We start from the raw sequence: 16,590 nt of genomic DNA on the forward strand, positions 1-16,590 counted from the left end.
GCTTCGCTCCGGTGGTCGAATGCCGCCCGTACGGGACAGAATCTTGTGTACGGACGTGTGTGCCCGATTAAACAGATGAGCAATCTGATGGAGGGTCCATCCCTCCCTCCATCGTTCCCACATCAATGACTTCTGCCAGTCCGTGTAGTAGGTTCGTGTCCGGTACTTCATCTGCAACACTCCTTCTGCCGATGGCAGGCCTCAGTGTGTTGCATCGACCGGTTGAATCCGCAGTCTGAAGCGGGTACTCGAGCACGCATGCGCCAACGGTTGGACCCTGTTTCCGCTTTGGACGCGAAAGCGCGCGACGGATCCCGTGGCCGCTTATCGATAGGCGTGGGCGCTTGCGAGTTGGGAGATCCTTTCGCCCAAAAAATGTTTCAAGCGGAACGCCGTGCGCCGGCACCCCGAAGGATATCAGCGGCGCCGGGGTGCAAATCGCCGAGCGGTGGCATCGGCATTGATCTCGAGAGCCGCTTCGTTGAAAAGCCGTGCCCTACCCTTGGTCGTCAGGCTGTATTGGCGTCGTTGCGGCGTCGCCGTATCGCCCGCGCCGGGAGCGACGGTGTCAACGGGGGACACGAGTCCCTGGTCTTGAAGGATTTCCAGGCGCGCCTGCAGCGTTGCGCTGGAGATCGAGCCGGACTGGGCCAGCTCGGAGTCGAACTGCGGCGAGCGGTCGCGAAGGAGGGAAAGGATGAGGGAGTTCTTGTCGAGCGTCATCGCTTACGGCGCCGTCGGCAAGGCGCGCAAGTCCGCATCGCGAAGCATGACGGGCTCGACCGAGCCATTGGCGACCCGGCGGCGCACCGCGGCATGGATTTCCTGAAGATGGTCGGCAAAGGTCGACAGGGGCGTGTCGTCACGCCCGGTCGGGTGATAGCGATAGTGGAGTGTCTCCTTGCCGACACTCGCACCGACGTGCTGCTCGCCTATCGGCACCCAGAAACGGACAGTGCCCGACGATTCATGAAATGTCGATTCATCGGTCAAGATTTAGGCTTTCGGGAGATGAGGGAAGTCATCGTTCCAGAGGACGGCTCGCGTTCGATCGAACGAGGCGCGTCACACAATTGAAGAATCGCAGGCGGCGGTGGCAGCAGGGACCAAGGTCGCTCCCATCGTAGTGCATTGGCCGCGTGATCAGGCGAGGGGGAGCGAAATAAGGGCATTCAGGACAACGCGCGCTTGCGAATGCCGCACACTCCACGCTCCACATCGCCTGAAAGGCACCTCATGTCCATGACCATTTCGCAGGCGATCGACCGTCTCAATCAGATTCCGAATGATCTCGATATTCGAGGTCGACTCGAGGCCTTCGAGTTGTGCGCGCCCAATCACAAAGGCCGACCCGGCGACATCAGCATGGTCAAGTCCGCGCTGTGGCAAGGGCAGCTGCGCATCGACGTCGACACCCTGAGAGTCATACAGGCCATCGCGGTTGAATCTGCAAAATCGCAGGAGGCGTTGACACTGGCAGGGGCCAGAGCTTGAGATTCAACACCTGCGCGCTCCGCTTTCCGCTCCTCTCGGCCGGAGGTTTTACTACGAGATGTGGAAGCGGCCGATAGCGTCGCGCTGCGCATTCACGATCGCGGCAAATGCATCGTCGATACTGCAGTCGCCCGTGTTGACGACCAGGGAGTCGGCCCAGTTCTTTCCGGCGTGATCGGACTTCGCCAGCTTGTACTGAACGCTCACCTTGAGGCCCGTGCAGCCGGAAGTCCTGCGAGCCTTGTCGGTGATCCATTCGCTCAATTCTTCGAGTGTGACCGGCTGAGTTTTTGCCATTGTGTCCTTGTATGCAGGTGCATCGTTCTACACGGAAATTCTCGAAACACAATGATGTAAGGTATTTTCGACCTCACCAGAGCCACCGCTTGGAGGGCAGTGCCCCACCCATCAAAGCGGTCGAAGGCTGCCTTTGCAACGACTGCCGTCCTTCCCTGCCGCTCGACGAACTCACGCTGTATGCCCGATTCCGGTCATCCAGGCTCCACAAGATCCCAGCATCGATGACCGGTCCCAAGGCGGTGCAGAAATAGCCGGCACTCAAGCGGCTGGAGCCGTCTCGGCGTCGAGGACCTTGCACAGCCGCCTTTCTGCACAGGGCATACAACGACTGCCGAACCACGAGTACAGCGTCGACGCACTGCGAATCTCACCTCGGACGAAAGCGGCCGATGGAAAGGCGTGGTCTGACAGGCGAGGATCGTTGCCGACCAGGCGGGTTAGTCGAAGTTCAAGATCACCTTCATCGCCTGAGTCCGATCGGCCGCGAGCGCGAAGGCGCGCGCGGAATCGCGGTACGAAAGGGTCGCCGAGATCAGCGGCTTCACGTCCACCAGCCCCTTGTTCAACAACTCCACCGCGACAGCGAACTCCTCATGGAAGCGGAATGCCCCGCGCAGATCGAACTCCTTGGCGACGATGGTGTTGATCGGCAAGGTCATGTCGCCACCCAGCCCCAGTTGCACGATGATGCCGCGCGGGCGGATCGCATCGAAGGCGCCCACCAGCGCCCGTGCATTGCCGCTGGCCTCGAACAGCACGTCGAAGCTCCCCTTGTCGATGGTGAAACGGGCCAGGCCGTGCGGCTCTTCCGCGACGTTGACGACTTCGTCCGCACCCACCTTGAGCGCCTTGCCCAGCGTATGGGCACTGACATCCGTCGCCACGACGTGTGAGGCACCTGCGCGCCGGGCCGCGATGATGGCCAGCGCGCCGATCGGTCCGCAGCCGGTGACCAGCACCCGCTTGCCGAGCAACGAGCCGGCGCGGCGCACCGCATGCAACGCCACCGCCAGGGGTTCGGCCATCGAGCCCTCTCCATCGCTTACCGAGTCGGCCAGCCGATGCGCTTGAGACGTATCGACCACGATCTGTTGACGGAACGCGCCTTGGACATGCGGCGTGCGCATGGCGCTGCCGTAGTAGCGCATGTCCAGGCAATGGTTCTGCAGACCCTGCTGGCAGTATTTGCAGATGCCGCACGGCCGGCTCGGACTGATCGCGATGCGCTCGCCCGGCCTGAAGGCGGTGACGCTGGCGCCGACCGCCTCGATCACGCCTGCCACTTCGTGCCCCAGCACCATCGGTTCCTTGATCCGGATGGTGCCGAAGCCGCCATGCTGGTAGTAATGCAGGTCCGACCCGCAGATGCCGCCGCAGCGCACGCGCACCTGCAGTTGATCGGAACCGAGCGCAGCAGTTTCGAATTCTTCGACACGCAGATCGCCAGGTGCGTGGATGACAAGGGCTTCCATGGGTCAGTCCTTATTTTTTGAGCTCGACGCTTGCGAGCAGCGTCTTGAAATAGGCCGACTGACTGTTCATGAACGTCTGGAACTGATCGCCGTCCATATAGGCCGGCTGGAGGTTGGCCTTGATCAGGGATTCACGGAATGCAGGATCTTCAGCGGTCTTTCGGGTTGCGTCGCGCAGGTACTTCACGATGTCCGGTGGCGTGTTCAAGGGAACTCCCAATCCTCGCCAGGTGCCCAGCACCAGATCCGTCCCTTTCTCCTTGAAAGTCACGACCTTGTCGTAGGGCACAGGCAGACGCCTGTCAGCCATGGCGACCAGCACGCGCACCTTGCCGGCCGCGACGTGCGAACCGATCTCCGCCGGACTCACCGTGATGGCGTCGACATGGCCGCCTACCAGCGCCAGCACGCTCGGTGCGGCACCCTGGAACGGCACATGGTTGAACTTCACGCCCGTCTTCTGCTCGACCGCGGCGGCGGCCAAATGCCAGATCGTTCCACTGCCGGCGTTGCCCATCGACACCACGCCCTCTTGCTTGCGCGCAGCGGCCAGGAGGTCGTCGATGGTCTGGTAAGGCGAATCCGCGCGTACCGCGATCAAACCGGGGTCCCCGTTGAGCCGCGCGATCGGGATGAAGTCGGCGGTCGTCACCTTGGTCATGTTCAGGTGCGGAATGATCGCCAGCTCGGAGATGAGCACGCCGATCTTGTAGCCGTCCGGCGTTGCGCGTTGCGCTTCGGTCATCCCGATGCCGCCGCCCGCGCCCGGCTTGTTGGTGACGATGAAGGGCTGTGGCACGTTCTTCTTCGCGGCTTCGGCGAAGAGCCGTGCCATGACATCGGTCCCTCCGCCGGCGGAAGAGGGAACCACCACCTCGATGGGTCGCGTGGGGTAGTCCGCCGCGTGCGATCCCAGTGGTGTCAGGAGGGTTGCGGCGACAGCGCAGGCGATTCGAAAGTTCTTCATGTCATGTCTCCTTCGATGGGTCAAAGCACCGACACCATGCCGCCGTCGACATAGATGATCTGGCCGCTCACATAGTTGGATGCGTCGGACGCGAGGAACACGGCGGTCCCGATCAGTTCCTCGGGCTTGCCCCAGCGGCCAGCCGGCGTGCGGCCCTTGACCCACGCGTCGAAGCTCGGGTTGTCGATCAGCGCCTGGTTCATGTCGGTGAGCATGTAACCCGGACCGATGGCGTTGGCCTGGATGTTGTGCGGCGCCCACTCGGCGGTCATCGCGCGCGTGAGCATCTTGATGCCGCCCTTGGCCACGGTGTACGGCGCGACCGTGGCACGCGCCAGCTCGCTCGTGAGCGAGCCGATGTTGATCACCTTGCCACGCCCGCGCGGGATCATCCGCTTGGCCGCCTCGCGCCCGACCACGAAGGCGCTGGTGAGATTGGTCTCGATCACACGGCGCCAGTCTTCGGTCGCCAGTTCGACCATCGGTTTTCGAAACTGCACGCCGGCGTTGTTGACCAGGATGTCAATGGCAATGCCCGCCGCGTCGAGCTTCTCGAAGGCGGCGACGACCGCAGCCTCGTCGCACACGTCGAAGGCATGGGCGTCGACGGTGTAGCCCTTGTCGCGCAACGAAGCGGCCGATGCGTCAAGCCGTGCGGCATCGACGCCATTGAGGACGAGTCGCGCGCCCGCCGCGGCAAGGCCCTCGGCAATCGCGAAGCCGAGGCCACGGGATGAGCCGGTCACCAGCGCGGTTTTGCCCGCGAGACTGAACAGTTGTGTGGACATGATGTTTTTGTTCCAGGAGGGTCAGGGGGTTTGGAGCGTGCCGTCGACCAGGCGCGTCTGCGTCCACGTGGTCACGGTGTTTTCGCACGGATACTTGCGGGCCTCTTCCTCGTCGAGGTCGACGCCCAGGCCCGGCTTGTCGTTGGCGTAGACGTAGCCTTCCCTGAACTCCGGAAGACCAGGGAAGACGTCGAGCAGCGCGCCGCGCGGCCCCTTCAGGTCCTGGATCACGAAGTTGGGCGGCTCGATGCCCGACCATTCCTGCACGCCGAAGTTGCGCGCGGCCAGGTCGATGTGGATGTTGGCCGCATGGGCCAGGGGAGACATGTCGCCCGGTCCGTGCCATGCCGTCTTGACGCCGAACTGCTCGGCGAAGAGTTGCAGCTTGCGACCCGGCGTGATGCCGCCGATCTGGCTCAGGTGCACGCGGATGAAGTCGATCAACTGATCGGTGATCAGGGTCTTCCATTCATAGGGGTTGTTGAACAGTTCGCCCTGCGCCAGCGGAATGCGGGTCTTCTCGCGCAATTGGCGCAGCCACTTCCCCTCCTCCAGCGGGATCGCGTCCTCCAGGAAGAAGAGTTCGAAGCGTTCCATGTCGCATGCGAACCGGATCGCCTCGATCGGACTCAGCCGCTCGTGCACGTCATGGCACAGCGCCACGTCGAAGCCGACCTTGCTGCGGATGCCGTCGAAGAGCTTGAGCGTGTCGCGCATGTAAGTGCGGCTGTCGAGATACACGCCTGCCGGTGCGCCGCGCGGCGCGGTCGACGGAGCGGGTCCGAAGCCACCGCCGCCATAGCCGCCGCTTTGGCAGCGGATGTGCGAGATCCCTTGCGCCTGGTAGCGCTGGATGTTGTCGCAGAGTTCGCTCAGGTCGCGGCCGTCGGCATGGCGATAGATCGGCACGCCCTCGCGCACCTTGCCACCGAACAGCTGGTAGACCGGCATGCCGGCCATCTTCCCCTTGATGTCCCACAGCGCCATGTCGACGCCCGAGATGGCGTTGTTCTCGACGGGGCCGTTGCGCCAGTAGGCGTTCTGGTGCATCAGCTGCCACAGCTCTTCGATCGCACTGACGTCGCGGCCGATGAGAAGCGGCTTGAGATACTGCTCAACCAGACATTGAACGACGAGGTGCCGGTAGGCGAAGGTCGCGCAGCCTAGGCCGTACAGGCCCGGCTGGTTGGTCTCCACCTTGACGACGATGAGGTTGATGCCCTCGGGCGCCGTCAGGATGACTTTCACGTCGGAGATGAGGGTTGCCATGTGGGCGTATTTCCTTGCAGGTTTCGGGGCTCAGTGGCGAACTTCATCGGGCACGGGGATGTCGCTCGAGATGCGCTCTCCCGACCCGACCGCGAACAGCACGGCCTGGTTCAGGTCCAGCATGACGCGGACCTTGCTGCCGGCTTGCAGGGTGCTGTAGCCGGTTTCCGTCACCATGATCTCGTCGGCTGCGCCGCCGTCGCGGTCGTGCACCGTGCGCGCCGTGTCGAGGCGGATGGTCACGATCGATTCGGCGCCGACGTGTTCGACCAGGCCTACGGTGCCGGCGATGCCCGGCTGCGACGGGTCGGTGCCGATCGTGAGTGCGTTGGGACGCACGCCGATCAGCACGTCCTTCTGTCCGTCTCCGGCGCGCACGCCGAGACGGTCCGGCAACTGCGTCGTCATCTCGCCGATGGTCAGTTGCTTGCCGTCGATGCGCGCCTGCACGAGGTTCATTGCCGGCGTGCCGATGAAACGCGCCACGAAGGTGTTGGCGGGGTTGGTGTAGATCTCGCGCGGCGTGCCGACCTGCTGCACGACACCTTCACGCATCAGCACGATGCGCGTGCCCATGGTCATCGCCTCGATCTGGTCGTGCGTCACGTAGACGAAGGTCGCACCGACTTCGCGATGCAGCTTGATGATCTCGGCGCGCATCGATGAGCGCAGCTTGGCGTCGAGGTTCGACAGCGGCTCGTCCATCAGGAACACGTCCGGCTGCCGCACCATCGCGCGGCCCAACGCCACGCGCTGGCGCTGTCCGCCGGAGAGAGTGCGCGGATGACGGTCGAGCATCGGTGTCAGGGCCAGGATGCCGGCGGTGCGGTCGACCAGGCTCTTCACTTCGGGCGAACGCTCGATGCGGCGCTTGGCCAGATGACCGATGAGGGGGATGTGAAACCACCACTTGAACTGCCGCATGATCAGCGGGAACGTGATATTGCGGCGCACCGTCATGTGCGGATAGAGCGCGTACGACTGGAACACGAAAGCCATGTCACGCGCGCTCGGCGGCAGCGTGTCGACGCGACGCGCCGCCAGATGGATCTCGCCGCTGGTCAGCGATTCGAGACCCGCGAGCATGCGCAAAAGGGTCGACTTGCCGCAGCCCGACGGCCCGAGCAGGACCAGGAATTCGCCGGAAGCCACGTCGATGTTGATGTTGTCCACGGCCGGCTTCGGTCCGAAGGCCTTGGTCACGTGTTGGAGCGCGATGGAAGACATGGTGGTGTCCTTGTGCGTGTGCGTGAATGCCTCAGCCCTTGACGCTGCCGGCGGTCATGCCGGCAACAACGTAGCGCTGGACGAGGAGATAGAAGAAGACGGCCGGCAGCGTGTACATCAGCCCGATCGCCATGACCGAGTGCAGTGGCGTGCTCAGCTCGCCGACGAAGCCGGCCAAGCCGACCGAGGCGGTGTGCAGGTCGGGCGCGCTGACCAGCGTCTGCGCGAACACGTACTCGTTCCAGCCGTGGAAGAAGGCGATCACCGCGGTGGCCGCCAAGGTCGGCGCGATGAGCGGGATCACCACGATGAAGACCGTGCCGATGCGCGAACAGCCGTCGATGCTGGCCGCCTCCTCGATGTCGATCGGCACGCCATCGATCGCGCCCTTCAGGATCCATGTGATCACCGGCACCGTGAAGGCGGTGTTCACCAGGATCAGGCCCGTGAGCGTGTTCAGCAGCGAGAGCTGGCCGAAGATGGCGTACAGCGGCACCACCAGCATCGCCTCCGGCAGCATCTGCGTGATGAAGAGCGCGAGCCCGACGATCGCAATGCCGGCGAACTTGAAGCGCGACAGCGCATAGGCGGGCAGGACCGCCAGCGCGATGCTCAGCACCGTGGTGCCCACGGCGACGATGGCGCTGTTGACGATCCAGGTGCCGACTTCCGTGCTGCCGAACACGTCGCGGAACACATGCAGGTTGGCAAAGTCCGGCACCAGATGCGGCGGCGTGGCGAAGAGGTCCGCCGAGCTGGTCATCGAGGTCACCAGCATCCAGTAGATCGGAAAGGCCGTGATGCCCAGCATGCCCAGGATCACGATCACGAGCAGCGCCTGGCGCCAGCCAAGGGTGGTGTTTTTCATCAATGCCCCGCCGCGCGCTCGGCGCGCACCGTCAACCGGAAATAGACGACTGTGATGGCGAGGGCCAGCGTCAAGCCGACCATGCCGACTGCCGCAGCCTCCCCCAGCTCACGATAGGTGAAGGCGCGGCGGTACAGCTCGATCACCAGCGTGTTGGTCGAGCCGATGGGGCCACCTTGCGTCATGAGCCAGATCAGGTCGAAGCGGCGCAGCGACCAGATCGTGATGAACAGCGTCAGCAGCATCACGGTCGGCCGGATGGCGGGCCATACGACCGCACCGAAGACGCTGAGCCGGTCGGCGCCATCGATGACCGCGGCTTCGCGAAGATCGGTTGACACGCCCTGCAATGCGGACAGGATCACAACGGACGTGAATGGGAAGATCTGCCACACGGTGGTGATCAGCACCGCCGGCAAGGCACGCGACGGGTTGTCGAGCCAGCCTTCCATGCCGGATGACAGATGGAGGAAGTTGAACACGTGCTGCAGCACGCCGTACTGGCCGTTGTACATCCAGATGAAGATCAGGGCCACGGCGACCGGCGGGGCCGCCCACGGGATGGTGATCAGCGAGCGGGCCAGTCCACGACCGCGAAACGGCATGTTGAGCAGCAGCGCAGTGCCCAGGCCGATGCCGATCGAGAAAACGACACAGGCGACCGTGTAGACCAGCGTGACGACCAGGACCTGGTTGAACTCGGCCTGGCCGAACAGGTCGGCGTAGTTGCGCAACCCGACCCACGTGTGCTGCCCCGGCGAGAGCAGCGAGGTCTGCGTGAAGCTCAGGTACAGCTCCTGCACCAGCGGATAGGCCTGGAAGACCAGCAGATACAGCATGACAGGCGCGCAGAACAGATAGGGTGCCCACCCCACGCCGCCGGAGGCGGCTGGCTTGCTGCTGACAGCCATGGCTGGCTTTGCGTCCGTCGCGGCCGCGGCGTTCATTTGCGCAGCACCCGTGTGCTGACGAGCTTCTGCGCGTCGTCCATGGCCTTCTGCGGATCGGCGCCGCCCTGCAGCACGCGCAGCACCTGCTCCAGGATCACCTGCTGGATCTCCGGCGTGCGCGCCTCGAAGCCCTGCACCAGTTGTGGCACGCTGTTGGCCGACTGGTCGTCATAGACCTTGAGCCACGGCTTAGCCTTGAGCTCTTCGGGCGTGCGCTCGACCACCGTCGCGACGCTGGCCGCGCCGAGGATTCCCTGCAGTTCCTTCTGGTTCTCGGGCTGCATCATCCACTTGACGAAGGTGACCGCCGCAGCCTTGTGCTTGGTGTTGGCGTTGATGGTGAGCGGTGCGAGGATCAGGCCTTGCGCACGGGTCGGGAATGGCGATGGAGCCGCAGCGAGCGGCAGGTCGGGCGCCTGTTGGCTGAAGATGCCAGCCACACCGCCGTTGTCGATCTCCATCGCCAGCTTCTTCTCCCAGAACATGCGACGGTAGGTCGCGGCATCGGCGCCTTTCGGTGTCGCGCCGAGGTCGTACATCTTCTTGTAGGCGACGACGCCTTCCACCACCTTCGGGCTGTTGATCGTGAGGTTGCCCTTCTCGTCGCTCCAGCGTCCGCCAAAGCCGTAGACGAAGTTGCAGAGGTCCTGCCAGAAGCCGTTGCTCTCGGCCATCGTGGCGCGGTAGGCAAAGCCGAACACGTTGTCTCCGGTCGCACCCTTGGCGGCCGCAAGGAACTCGTCGAAGGTCGCCGGCGGCTTGCCGCCCTTGAGCAATTGCGGGTTGTAGATCAACTGGTAGTTGCTGATCTCGAAAGGGACGCCGTAGCGCTTGCCGTCGATCACCAGGTATTTGTTGGGGCCGGTCAGCTTGTAGTCGCTGGCCTTGATCTCGCTGTCCAGCGGCACGATGCGCTGCGCCTGTGCGGCCGCGTAGTAGTCGATCAGGTCGAAGCGCACGAGGTCGGGCCCTGCCCCGCCGCCCATCTGCGTGAACACCGTCTTGGCGAGCGTGGAGAACGGCAGCGCGAGCGGCTGCACTTCGATCGCGTTCTGGCTCTTGTTGAATTTGTCGACCCAGACCTTGAGCTTGTCGCCCCGCCCGGATTCCGCAAAGGTCGCGGCAGCGAAGCTCAGGGTTTCCTTAGCCTGCGCATGCGCAGCGTCAGGCAAGGACGAGGCGAAGACGATGGCTGCAGCGATGGCCGTGGCGCTGGCCGAGATGCGTGAGAGGCCCGAGAGTTGATTCATGCATGTCCCCAGTAAGCGGTGCGTCGGCCGCTGGTTCTTGATGGAAGGAAACGAAGAATACTGTGATATTTCACGATATTTCTAAGTGAATACCCTATCGACCAATCTGACATAGCCAAAGCCTTCGCTCATTGGGAAAACCGTCGAGAACGCGAGTGACAACGCTGACATATCAGCTATGCTTGGGTACTGCATCAAGGAGATTTCATGGCGACCCGCGCTCCTGCCCGACCCAAGCTGGTACCTGTTGACACAACGACGCCTGCCACCCCGCGCAAGGCGGCTACCAATCTGTCGGATCAAGCCTATGAGCGCATCGAAGAACTGCTGATCTGCTGCAAGCTCCCGCCCGGCCGATTCCTGGCGACCCACGAACTGCAGGCAATGGTCGGCTACGGCCGTACGCCGGTGCACCAGGCGCTCAGCCGCTTGGCGGCCGACACCCTCGTGCAGATCACCCCGCGCCATGGCATCCGCATCGCACCGATCGACCTGACACGAGACCGCCTCTTACTGCGCCTTCGCCGCGACATGGAGCGATTTGTCATCCGGCTCGCCACAGAGCGATCGGGCGCATCACAGCGCAACCGCATGCAGCACATAAAAAGGCAGCTCATCGAGCACGGCTCCCAGATGACGATCGACCAGTTCAATGTCGTCGACCGCATGATCGACCAGTTGTTTCTCGCGGCCGCGCAGGAACCCTTCGTTGAGGGAACGCTGCGGCCGCTGCATACGATCTTCCGGCGGATCGGCTGGATCTATCACATGCACAACCCGAACGAGGTTCACCTGCAGGGTACGGTCGACGGACACATCGCCGTCATCGACGCGGTGGCCAACGGCAATGTCGATGAGGCCATCTCGGCGTCCGACGGCCTGATGGATTTTGTGGACGGCATGTTCGAAGTGCTCGAGCGCGACGTGGCGCCCAGCACGCTCGATTGCAGTCTGCAGGACGACGAAAACTACCTAGCCCTTGGCACGCCCGGCACCGCACGCTGATTGCGCCGGCTCACCTTCAGGTGCTTTCTCACGGCAGGGTCGACACGATCACGATCGCATCCGGCCGCTTCTCGATGTCAGGCACCAGTGCCATCCCCAGTCCGGGCCCTGCCGGCGGACGGATGAACCCGAGTTCGATGGGCGGAAGACTTTGGACGCAGTCGGCGTACCAGCCGTAGTAAAAGCCCCGCGCGATCTCCTGCTCGACCACATTGGGGAAGACCATCGCGAGGTGCGTCGAGACGGCCAGCGTCACCGGCCCGGAGCAATCGTGGTACGCAATCGATCTGGCGTGCGCCTCGGCCAACGCGCTGGCCTTTCGCGCGAACGTCACGCCACCGCCCCAGGTCACGTCGATGATCGGCGTCGAGATCTTTCCGACTTCCAGCAGCCCCTGAATCTGGCCCAGGCCTCCGAGCGTTTCACCGCCGGCAAGGGGCGCCGAGGTGGCGACAGTCAGGTCTGCCAGTTCCGACAGCCGGTCCATCCAAATCGGATCCTCAATCCAGTCGGGCTCGATTTCTTCCAGAGCGGCCGCGATCTTCTTCGCAGCGGGAAGGCTCCAGAGTCCATGCAACTCGGCTTTCAGGCGCATGCGCGAGCCGTGAACCTTTCTAATCTCCTCGAAGGGCGCCATCCCCTTCTTCAGATCTGCCGCCGAGATGTCGTACCCGTCGACAGCACCCTCCGCAAAATCGAAAGGCCAGATCTTCATGGACGTGATGCCCATGCCTAGCAACTCAGCCGCCAACTCCGCAGGCCGATTCATGAAGGCATCGAGATCCTCGTAGGTCTTCTGAGCCGCCGCAGGTCCTTTCAGTCCAAAGTTGTCAGGCCTGACATCCGAAGTCTTGGTGACGTAGCTCGGGCCCGCACAGGTGTTGTAGACCCTGATGCGGTCTCGCGTCCTGCCGCCCAGAAGTTCGCAGAGCGGGATGCCCGCCCGCTTTCCGGCGAGATCCCACAGCGCAACATCCACGGCAGACAGCGCGCGAATCTCCGCGCCGGTGCCGCAGAAGCCGACGTAGGGGCGCATCAGCCTGTTGAGCGCCTCGATGCGCGATGGGTCCTGGCCCAAGATGAGCGGCGCGACCCGATCGTGAATATCCGCCTCGATGGCCGCGCAGCCAAACCAGCTCTCGCCCAGGCCCACCAACCCATCGTCCGTATGAATCCGCACCCAGATGAGCGTTGCCTGCGATCTCAATCGGATGGTTTCAATCTTTGGAATGCGGTTGCTCATTTTTCAGCCTCATCTAGATGATGAATTGTTCCCAGGTCGATTCTGGACCAGGTTGATCGCACTACCTATTGGCAGTTGACCTTCGGGTCCGATGGCGTCACGCGGCAGCACGACGAATTTCATATCGGAGCCAGCCCTGGCGTCAGCGATAGCGGCGCGACGGACGCCCCCTCGATCCCATGGCACCGCAACGCATCGGCCACGAATCCGCTCGCTTTCATGTCCTCGACAAAAAGGCGAAGCGCCTTGGCGGCGGCGTCGCCGCGCGACTTGGGCGTACCCATCGCCTGGCGGATCACCATGAAGCGACCAGGCAGCAGCCGTAGCCCTTCGTGCACGCGGCTGTCCGCCTCCAGCTGCTGCCTGACTCCCGCGGCGACGTCGGCGTCCTGCTCCAGGAAGGTGCGAACCACCGTGGGCGACGTAGGCGCCCGCAGGATCTCGGCATGCTTCAGTTCCCGCGTCAAAAACAGGTCGTAAGCGCTGCCCTTGCCTACCGTCAAGCGCAAGCCTTTCTGATCGACGTCGTCGTTGTCATGCAGAGGCGAAGACTCGCGAACGAGGTAGCTACCCTCGATCAGGACGTAAGCATCGGTGAAGGCAATGTGCGTGCCGCGCAAAGGATCGATCGCAAAGAATCCAATGTCGGTCCGCTCGTCGGCGACCGCATCCACCGACTTGCCGGCGGCGTCGAAGACGACCAGTTCAAGCTCGGTGCCCAAGCGCTGGGCGAAGGCACGGGCGAGATCGACCGAGACCCCGCCGGGTTGTCCCGTCGCTTTGTCGACGTTTGCAAGGATGGGATTGCCGAGATTGATGGAGGCGCGAAGAACGCCATGCGGCGTCAACGCCTTGACGACTGTGGGGTCGATCTTCATTTGCGAGCTTCAGGTCTTGAGGATGCCACTGATCTTCTTGATGTTGCGCAGCGTGTCGTCGCGCTGCAACTCAGCACCATCCTCGGCAAGCCGGTGATCGTCGACAACCGTCCGGGCGCGAGCGGCAACATCGGCATCGAACTGCTCGCCCGCACCACGCCCGACGGCTACACGATCGGGATGGGCAGCTTCGGCCCGCTGGCAGTGAACCCCTCGATCTATCCGAAGGTCAATTTCGACCCGAAGAGCTTCGCGCCGATCGTGCTGATCGAGAAGAGTCCTCTCGTGCTCGTCACGCCAGCGGACAAGCCCTACAAGACCGTGAAAGACGTGATCACGGCCTCGAAGGCGAAGCCGGGATCGCTCAACATCGCCAACGCAGGTCCCGGAGGAGCGCATCACMTATCGGCCGAGCTCTTCGAAAGCGCCGCTGGCATCGAGATGGTCGGTGTGCCGTTCAAGGGCGGTGGCCCGGCCTCCAATGCGTTGCTGGCCGGCCAGGTCGACCTGATGTTCGAGCAGACTGGCGCTGCACAGCCCTCAATCCAGGCCGGCAAGATTCGCCCGATCGCCGTGACTTCCGCGAAGCGCCTATCGAGCATGCCCGACGTGCCCACGTTCGCAGAAGCCGGCTACCCGCAGGTGCAAGTCTCGAACTGGATGGGCTATATCGCGCCGAAGGGCACGCCTCCGGCGATCGTCGCCAAGCTGCACACGGCCTTCGTGCAGGCGATCAACCATGCCGACATCAAGGACCGCATCCTGGCGCAAAGCAACGAACTAGGTGGCGGAACGCCTGCGGAGTTCGCATCGTTCATCGACAGTGAGAGCGCCAAGTGGTCGAAGCTCGTCAAGGAGCGTGACATCAAGATCGAATGAGCCCTCCGATGCGTTCGATGTTTGTTCGCTGGGTAAACGCCTGCACGCCAAACCTGGAGAAAGGGCGTCATGACCCTACTGACCTAAGTCTGTTTCCTTCAGGATCTAATTGACAACCGCCTTGGAGGAACGAATATGTCCGGATCGAGCACGCCCAGCGCGCTCGGCATATCGAGCGGCTTTGCTGGGCTGGGCCTGGCCCCGCTGACTGTCTTGGGGCTGATTTTCTGGGCTTTGTTAGGCGGCGATTTTCGCCGTCGGGTAGGTGCTGCATTGATGGGCGCGGGCGTGGCGTGCTCGATGGGCTGCACCGTGGGGCATGGCCTGTATGCCCTTTCAGCCGCGAGCGCCTTCGAGTTGCGACAAAGGGTCTCTAATTCCCAGCAGCGCGTCGCAGATGACCTGAGAAAAGCCGATGAGGACAATGTCCAGCTTCGTCGCAGCATGCTCGATCTTTCCAACCAGATGGAGGAGTTGCGCAACGAAGTGGCGATCGTGCGCGGACAAAACGAGGGGCGGGCCCATGGCATGGCCGATATGCAGCGAATCCAGACGGGCACGGTACAGAGCCCTGGCGAGCGCAATGTTGAGTCGACCATGGTCTTGGTGGATGGCCAGCAGTTTGTCGTCGGGCCAGCCGAGAAGCATGAGTTTGAAGTGGCGCTTGCCACCCTTCGCGAAGGCGACATTGCTCAAGCACAAGATGGCCTTGTGGCTTTCGTCAAGCATTACCCCCAAAGCAGATACAAGCCATCTGCGCTGTTTTGGCTGGGCAATGTCCAGTACGCCCTGCACAACTACTTGGATGCTGAAGTCAATTTCCGGGCGCTGGTGACGGCCGAGCCCAGCCATCTGCGCGCACCCGACGCACTGTTGTCTGTGGCCGATTGCCAAGTAGAACTCATGGATGTCAAAGCGGCCCGCCGGACGCTTCAAGACGTCGTAGAGGCGTATCCAGAATCCGAAGCGGCGGACGTGGCCGAGGAGCGCCTTACCAAGCTCCAATGAGCTGGGTATGGGAAGAGCCAAGAGCGCACGAGGCGCCCGGGGCAGGCGTCGCAAGGCAGCTATCGTGAAGATGTCCGGCCGTGATGGACATCCGCTGTGCGCCTTGGCCTTCTGTACGTGGATGTCCGACCAACGTTCGCGATGTTCCCCAGGGACATTTCGTCGCCGCCACGTGAATGGGCCGAACGCTTCTTCAACGTACAGCGTTGGACCGAGCTTCCACACGGCGGACACTTCGGCCTCGCTGGGGCAACCTAAATTGCCGGTCTCGAGGGTCCGCGCGCCTTCTTCCGACCCTTGCGGACAAATGCTTGATCGCGAACAACGGGGCGCGAGTTACGGCGGATCCGCAGCGATTGCTGTCCTTCCCTGCCGCCGGGCGAAATCACGCTGTGAGGCCGACTCCGGTCGCTCAGCAGGGAAGGGCCGTGAAAATCGGCATTTCGGGTGCGAACGGTCGTTGACGGCACGGAATTCCTCTAGCGAGACATCCTGCAGCACGCCCGGCAAGGTTGGCGTAGTCCAAAGCGAGGTTGTTCATCCGGCAACTAGGCCAGCGTATAGGCCGTCTTGACGACGGTGAAGAACTCCTGCGCGTACTTGCCCTGCTCGCGCGGGCCGTAGCTCGATCCCTTGCGGCCGCCGAAGGGCACGTGGTAGTCCACGCCCGCGGTCGGCAGGTTCACCATCACCATCCCGGCCTGGCTGTGGCGCTTGAAGTGGGTCGCGTACTTCAGCGAGGTCGTGGCGATGCCGGCCGAGAGGCCGAACTCGGTGTCGTTGGCGGTGGCCAGCGCTTCCTCGTAGTTCTTCACCCGGATCACGCTCGCCACCGGCCCGAAGATCTCTTCCTTGTTGATGCGCATCGAGGCGACGGATTCGCTGAACAGTGCGGGCGACATGTAGAAGCCGTCGGTATCGAGCTTGAGGCGCTCGCCGCCGGCCGCCAGCGTGGCGCCCTCGGCCCGGCCGATCTCGACGTAGTTCAGGTC

General features: G+C 63.2%; 18 protein-coding genes and 1 pseudogene. 4 read left to right on the top strand and 15 right to left on the bottom strand.

Translation table 11 applies throughout. The features are described 5' to 3' along the window. The 3 genes and pseudogenes from AC1D2O_RS36770 to AC1D2O_RS36780 all read right to left on the bottom strand — a co-directional run. A pseudogene (locus AC1D2O_RS36770) lies at nucleotides 1-171 on the bottom strand (IS30 family transposase); the annotation flags it as partial. 246 nt (nucleotides 172-417) lie between these two features. Beyond that, on the bottom strand, nucleotides 418-723 hold the full coding sequence (locus AC1D2O_RS36775) for a hypothetical protein (protein ID WP_478091673.1): 306 nt from the start codon (nucleotides 721-723) through the stop codon (nucleotides 418-420). Nucleotides 724-726: 3 nt separating this feature from the next. Further along, entirely contained in the window at nucleotides 727-993 is a 267-nt protein-coding gene (locus tag AC1D2O_RS36780; protein ID WP_478091674.1) for a DUF1488 family protein, read from the bottom strand. 243 nt (nucleotides 994-1,236) lie between these two features. Here AC1D2O_RS36780 and AC1D2O_RS36785 point away from each other — a divergent pair, with 243 nt between their 5' ends. Continuing rightward, entirely contained in the window at nucleotides 1,237-1,494 is a 258-nt protein-coding gene (locus AC1D2O_RS36785) for a hypothetical protein (RefSeq protein ID WP_478158848.1), read from the top strand. 51 nt (nucleotides 1,495-1,545) lie between these two features. Here the strand turns inward: AC1D2O_RS36785 and AC1D2O_RS36790 are convergent, their stop codons facing one another. The 9 genes from AC1D2O_RS36790 to AC1D2O_RS36830 all read right to left on the bottom strand — a co-directional run bounded on the left by AC1D2O_RS36790 (nucleotide 1,546) and on the right by AC1D2O_RS36830 (nucleotide 10,585). Then, complete coding sequence (locus tag AC1D2O_RS36790; protein ID WP_478091676.1) at nucleotides 1,546-1,791, bottom strand: hypothetical protein; 246 nt, start codon at nucleotides 1,789-1,791, stop codon at nucleotides 1,546-1,548. A 440-nt stretch (nucleotides 1,792-2,231) separates the two neighbouring features. Further along, the gene (locus tag AC1D2O_RS36795) at nucleotides 2,232-3,266 is read right to left on the bottom strand and encodes an L-idonate 5-dehydrogenase (RefSeq protein WP_478091678.1); all 1,035 of its coding nucleotides are present in this window, start codon (nucleotides 3,264-3,266) and stop codon (nucleotides 2,232-2,234) included. A 10-nt stretch (nucleotides 3,267-3,276) separates the two neighbouring features. Then, complete coding sequence (locus AC1D2O_RS36800; protein ID WP_478158849.1) at nucleotides 3,277-4,101, bottom strand: tripartite tricarboxylate transporter substrate binding protein; 825 nt, start codon at nucleotides 4,099-4,101, stop codon at nucleotides 3,277-3,279. A 152-nt stretch (nucleotides 4,102-4,253) separates the two neighbouring features. After that, on the bottom strand, nucleotides 4,254-5,021 hold the full coding sequence (locus AC1D2O_RS36805; protein WP_478091681.1) for an SDR family oxidoreductase: 768 nt from the start codon (nucleotides 5,019-5,021) through the stop codon (nucleotides 4,254-4,256). 21 nt (nucleotides 5,022-5,042) lie between these two features. Next, entirely contained in the window at nucleotides 5,043-6,290 is a 1,248-nt protein-coding gene (locus tag AC1D2O_RS36810) for an enolase C-terminal domain-like protein (RefSeq protein ID WP_478158850.1), read from the bottom strand. A gap of 30 nt (nucleotides 6,291-6,320) precedes the next feature. Continuing rightward, nucleotides 6,321-7,517 carry an ABC transporter ATP-binding protein gene (locus AC1D2O_RS36815; RefSeq protein ID WP_478091685.1) on the bottom strand — a complete coding sequence of 399 codons (1,197 nt, stop codon included), beginning with the start codon at nucleotides 7,515-7,517 and terminating at the stop codon, nucleotides 6,321-6,323. Between the two features lie 31 nt (nucleotides 7,518-7,548). Then, nucleotides 7,549-8,385, bottom strand: a complete 837-nt coding sequence (locus AC1D2O_RS36820; protein ID WP_478158851.1) for a carbohydrate ABC transporter permease — start codon at nucleotides 8,383-8,385, stop codon at nucleotides 7,549-7,551. Continuing rightward, the gene (locus AC1D2O_RS36825; RefSeq protein ID WP_478093681.1) at nucleotides 8,385-9,296 is read right to left on the bottom strand and encodes a carbohydrate ABC transporter permease; all 912 of its coding nucleotides are present in this window, start codon (nucleotides 9,294-9,296) and stop codon (nucleotides 8,385-8,387) included. The genes AC1D2O_RS36820 and AC1D2O_RS36825 overlap by 1 nt, the downstream gene beginning before the upstream one ends. Before the next feature lie 32 nt (nucleotides 9,297-9,328). Continuing rightward, nucleotides 9,329-10,585, bottom strand: coding sequence for an ABC transporter substrate-binding protein (locus tag AC1D2O_RS36830; protein WP_478093679.1), 1,257 nt, complete (start codon nucleotides 10,583-10,585; stop codon nucleotides 9,329-9,331). A 207-nt stretch (nucleotides 10,586-10,792) separates the two neighbouring features. Here AC1D2O_RS36830 and AC1D2O_RS36835 point away from each other — a divergent pair, with 207 nt between their 5' ends. After that, the gene (locus AC1D2O_RS36835) at nucleotides 10,793-11,590 is read left to right on the top strand and encodes a GntR family transcriptional regulator (protein WP_478093678.1); all 798 of its coding nucleotides are present in this window, start codon (nucleotides 10,793-10,795) and stop codon (nucleotides 11,588-11,590) included. Nucleotides 11,591-11,618: 28 nt separating this feature from the next. Here the strand turns inward: AC1D2O_RS36835 and AC1D2O_RS36840 are convergent, their stop codons facing one another. Beyond that, nucleotides 11,619-12,833, bottom strand: a complete 1,215-nt coding sequence (locus tag AC1D2O_RS36840) for a mandelate racemase/muconate lactonizing enzyme family protein (RefSeq protein ID WP_478158852.1) — start codon at nucleotides 12,831-12,833, stop codon at nucleotides 11,619-11,621. Nucleotides 12,834-12,952: 119 nt separating this feature from the next. Further along, nucleotides 12,953-13,711 (bottom strand): ABC transporter substrate-binding protein, encoded by a 759-nt coding sequence (locus tag AC1D2O_RS36845; protein ID WP_477650466.1) that lies wholly within the window; start codon nucleotides 13,709-13,711, stop codon nucleotides 12,953-12,955. Between AC1D2O_RS36845 and AC1D2O_RS36850 the strand changes: the two genes are divergently transcribed. Beyond that, nucleotides 13,712-14,590 carry a Bug family tripartite tricarboxylate transporter substrate binding protein gene (locus AC1D2O_RS36850; RefSeq protein ID WP_478158853.1) on the top strand — a complete coding sequence of 293 codons (879 nt, stop codon included), beginning with the start codon at nucleotides 13,712-13,714 and terminating at the stop codon, nucleotides 14,588-14,590. It abuts the gene before it with no gap. Nucleotides 14,591-14,725: 135 nt separating this feature from the next. Further along, entirely contained in the window at nucleotides 14,726-15,598 is an 873-nt protein-coding gene (gene ybgF, locus AC1D2O_RS36855; RefSeq protein ID WP_478158854.1) for a tol-pal system protein YbgF, read from the top strand. A 548-nt stretch (nucleotides 15,599-16,146) separates the two neighbouring features. Here the strand turns inward: ybgF and AC1D2O_RS36860 are convergent. After that, nucleotides 16,147-16,590, bottom strand: a 444-nt coding sequence (locus AC1D2O_RS36860) for an aldehyde dehydrogenase family protein (protein WP_478158855.1), incomplete at its 5' end; no start/stop codon positions are given.

Source organism: Variovorax sp. P1_G12 (assembly GCF_056405555.1).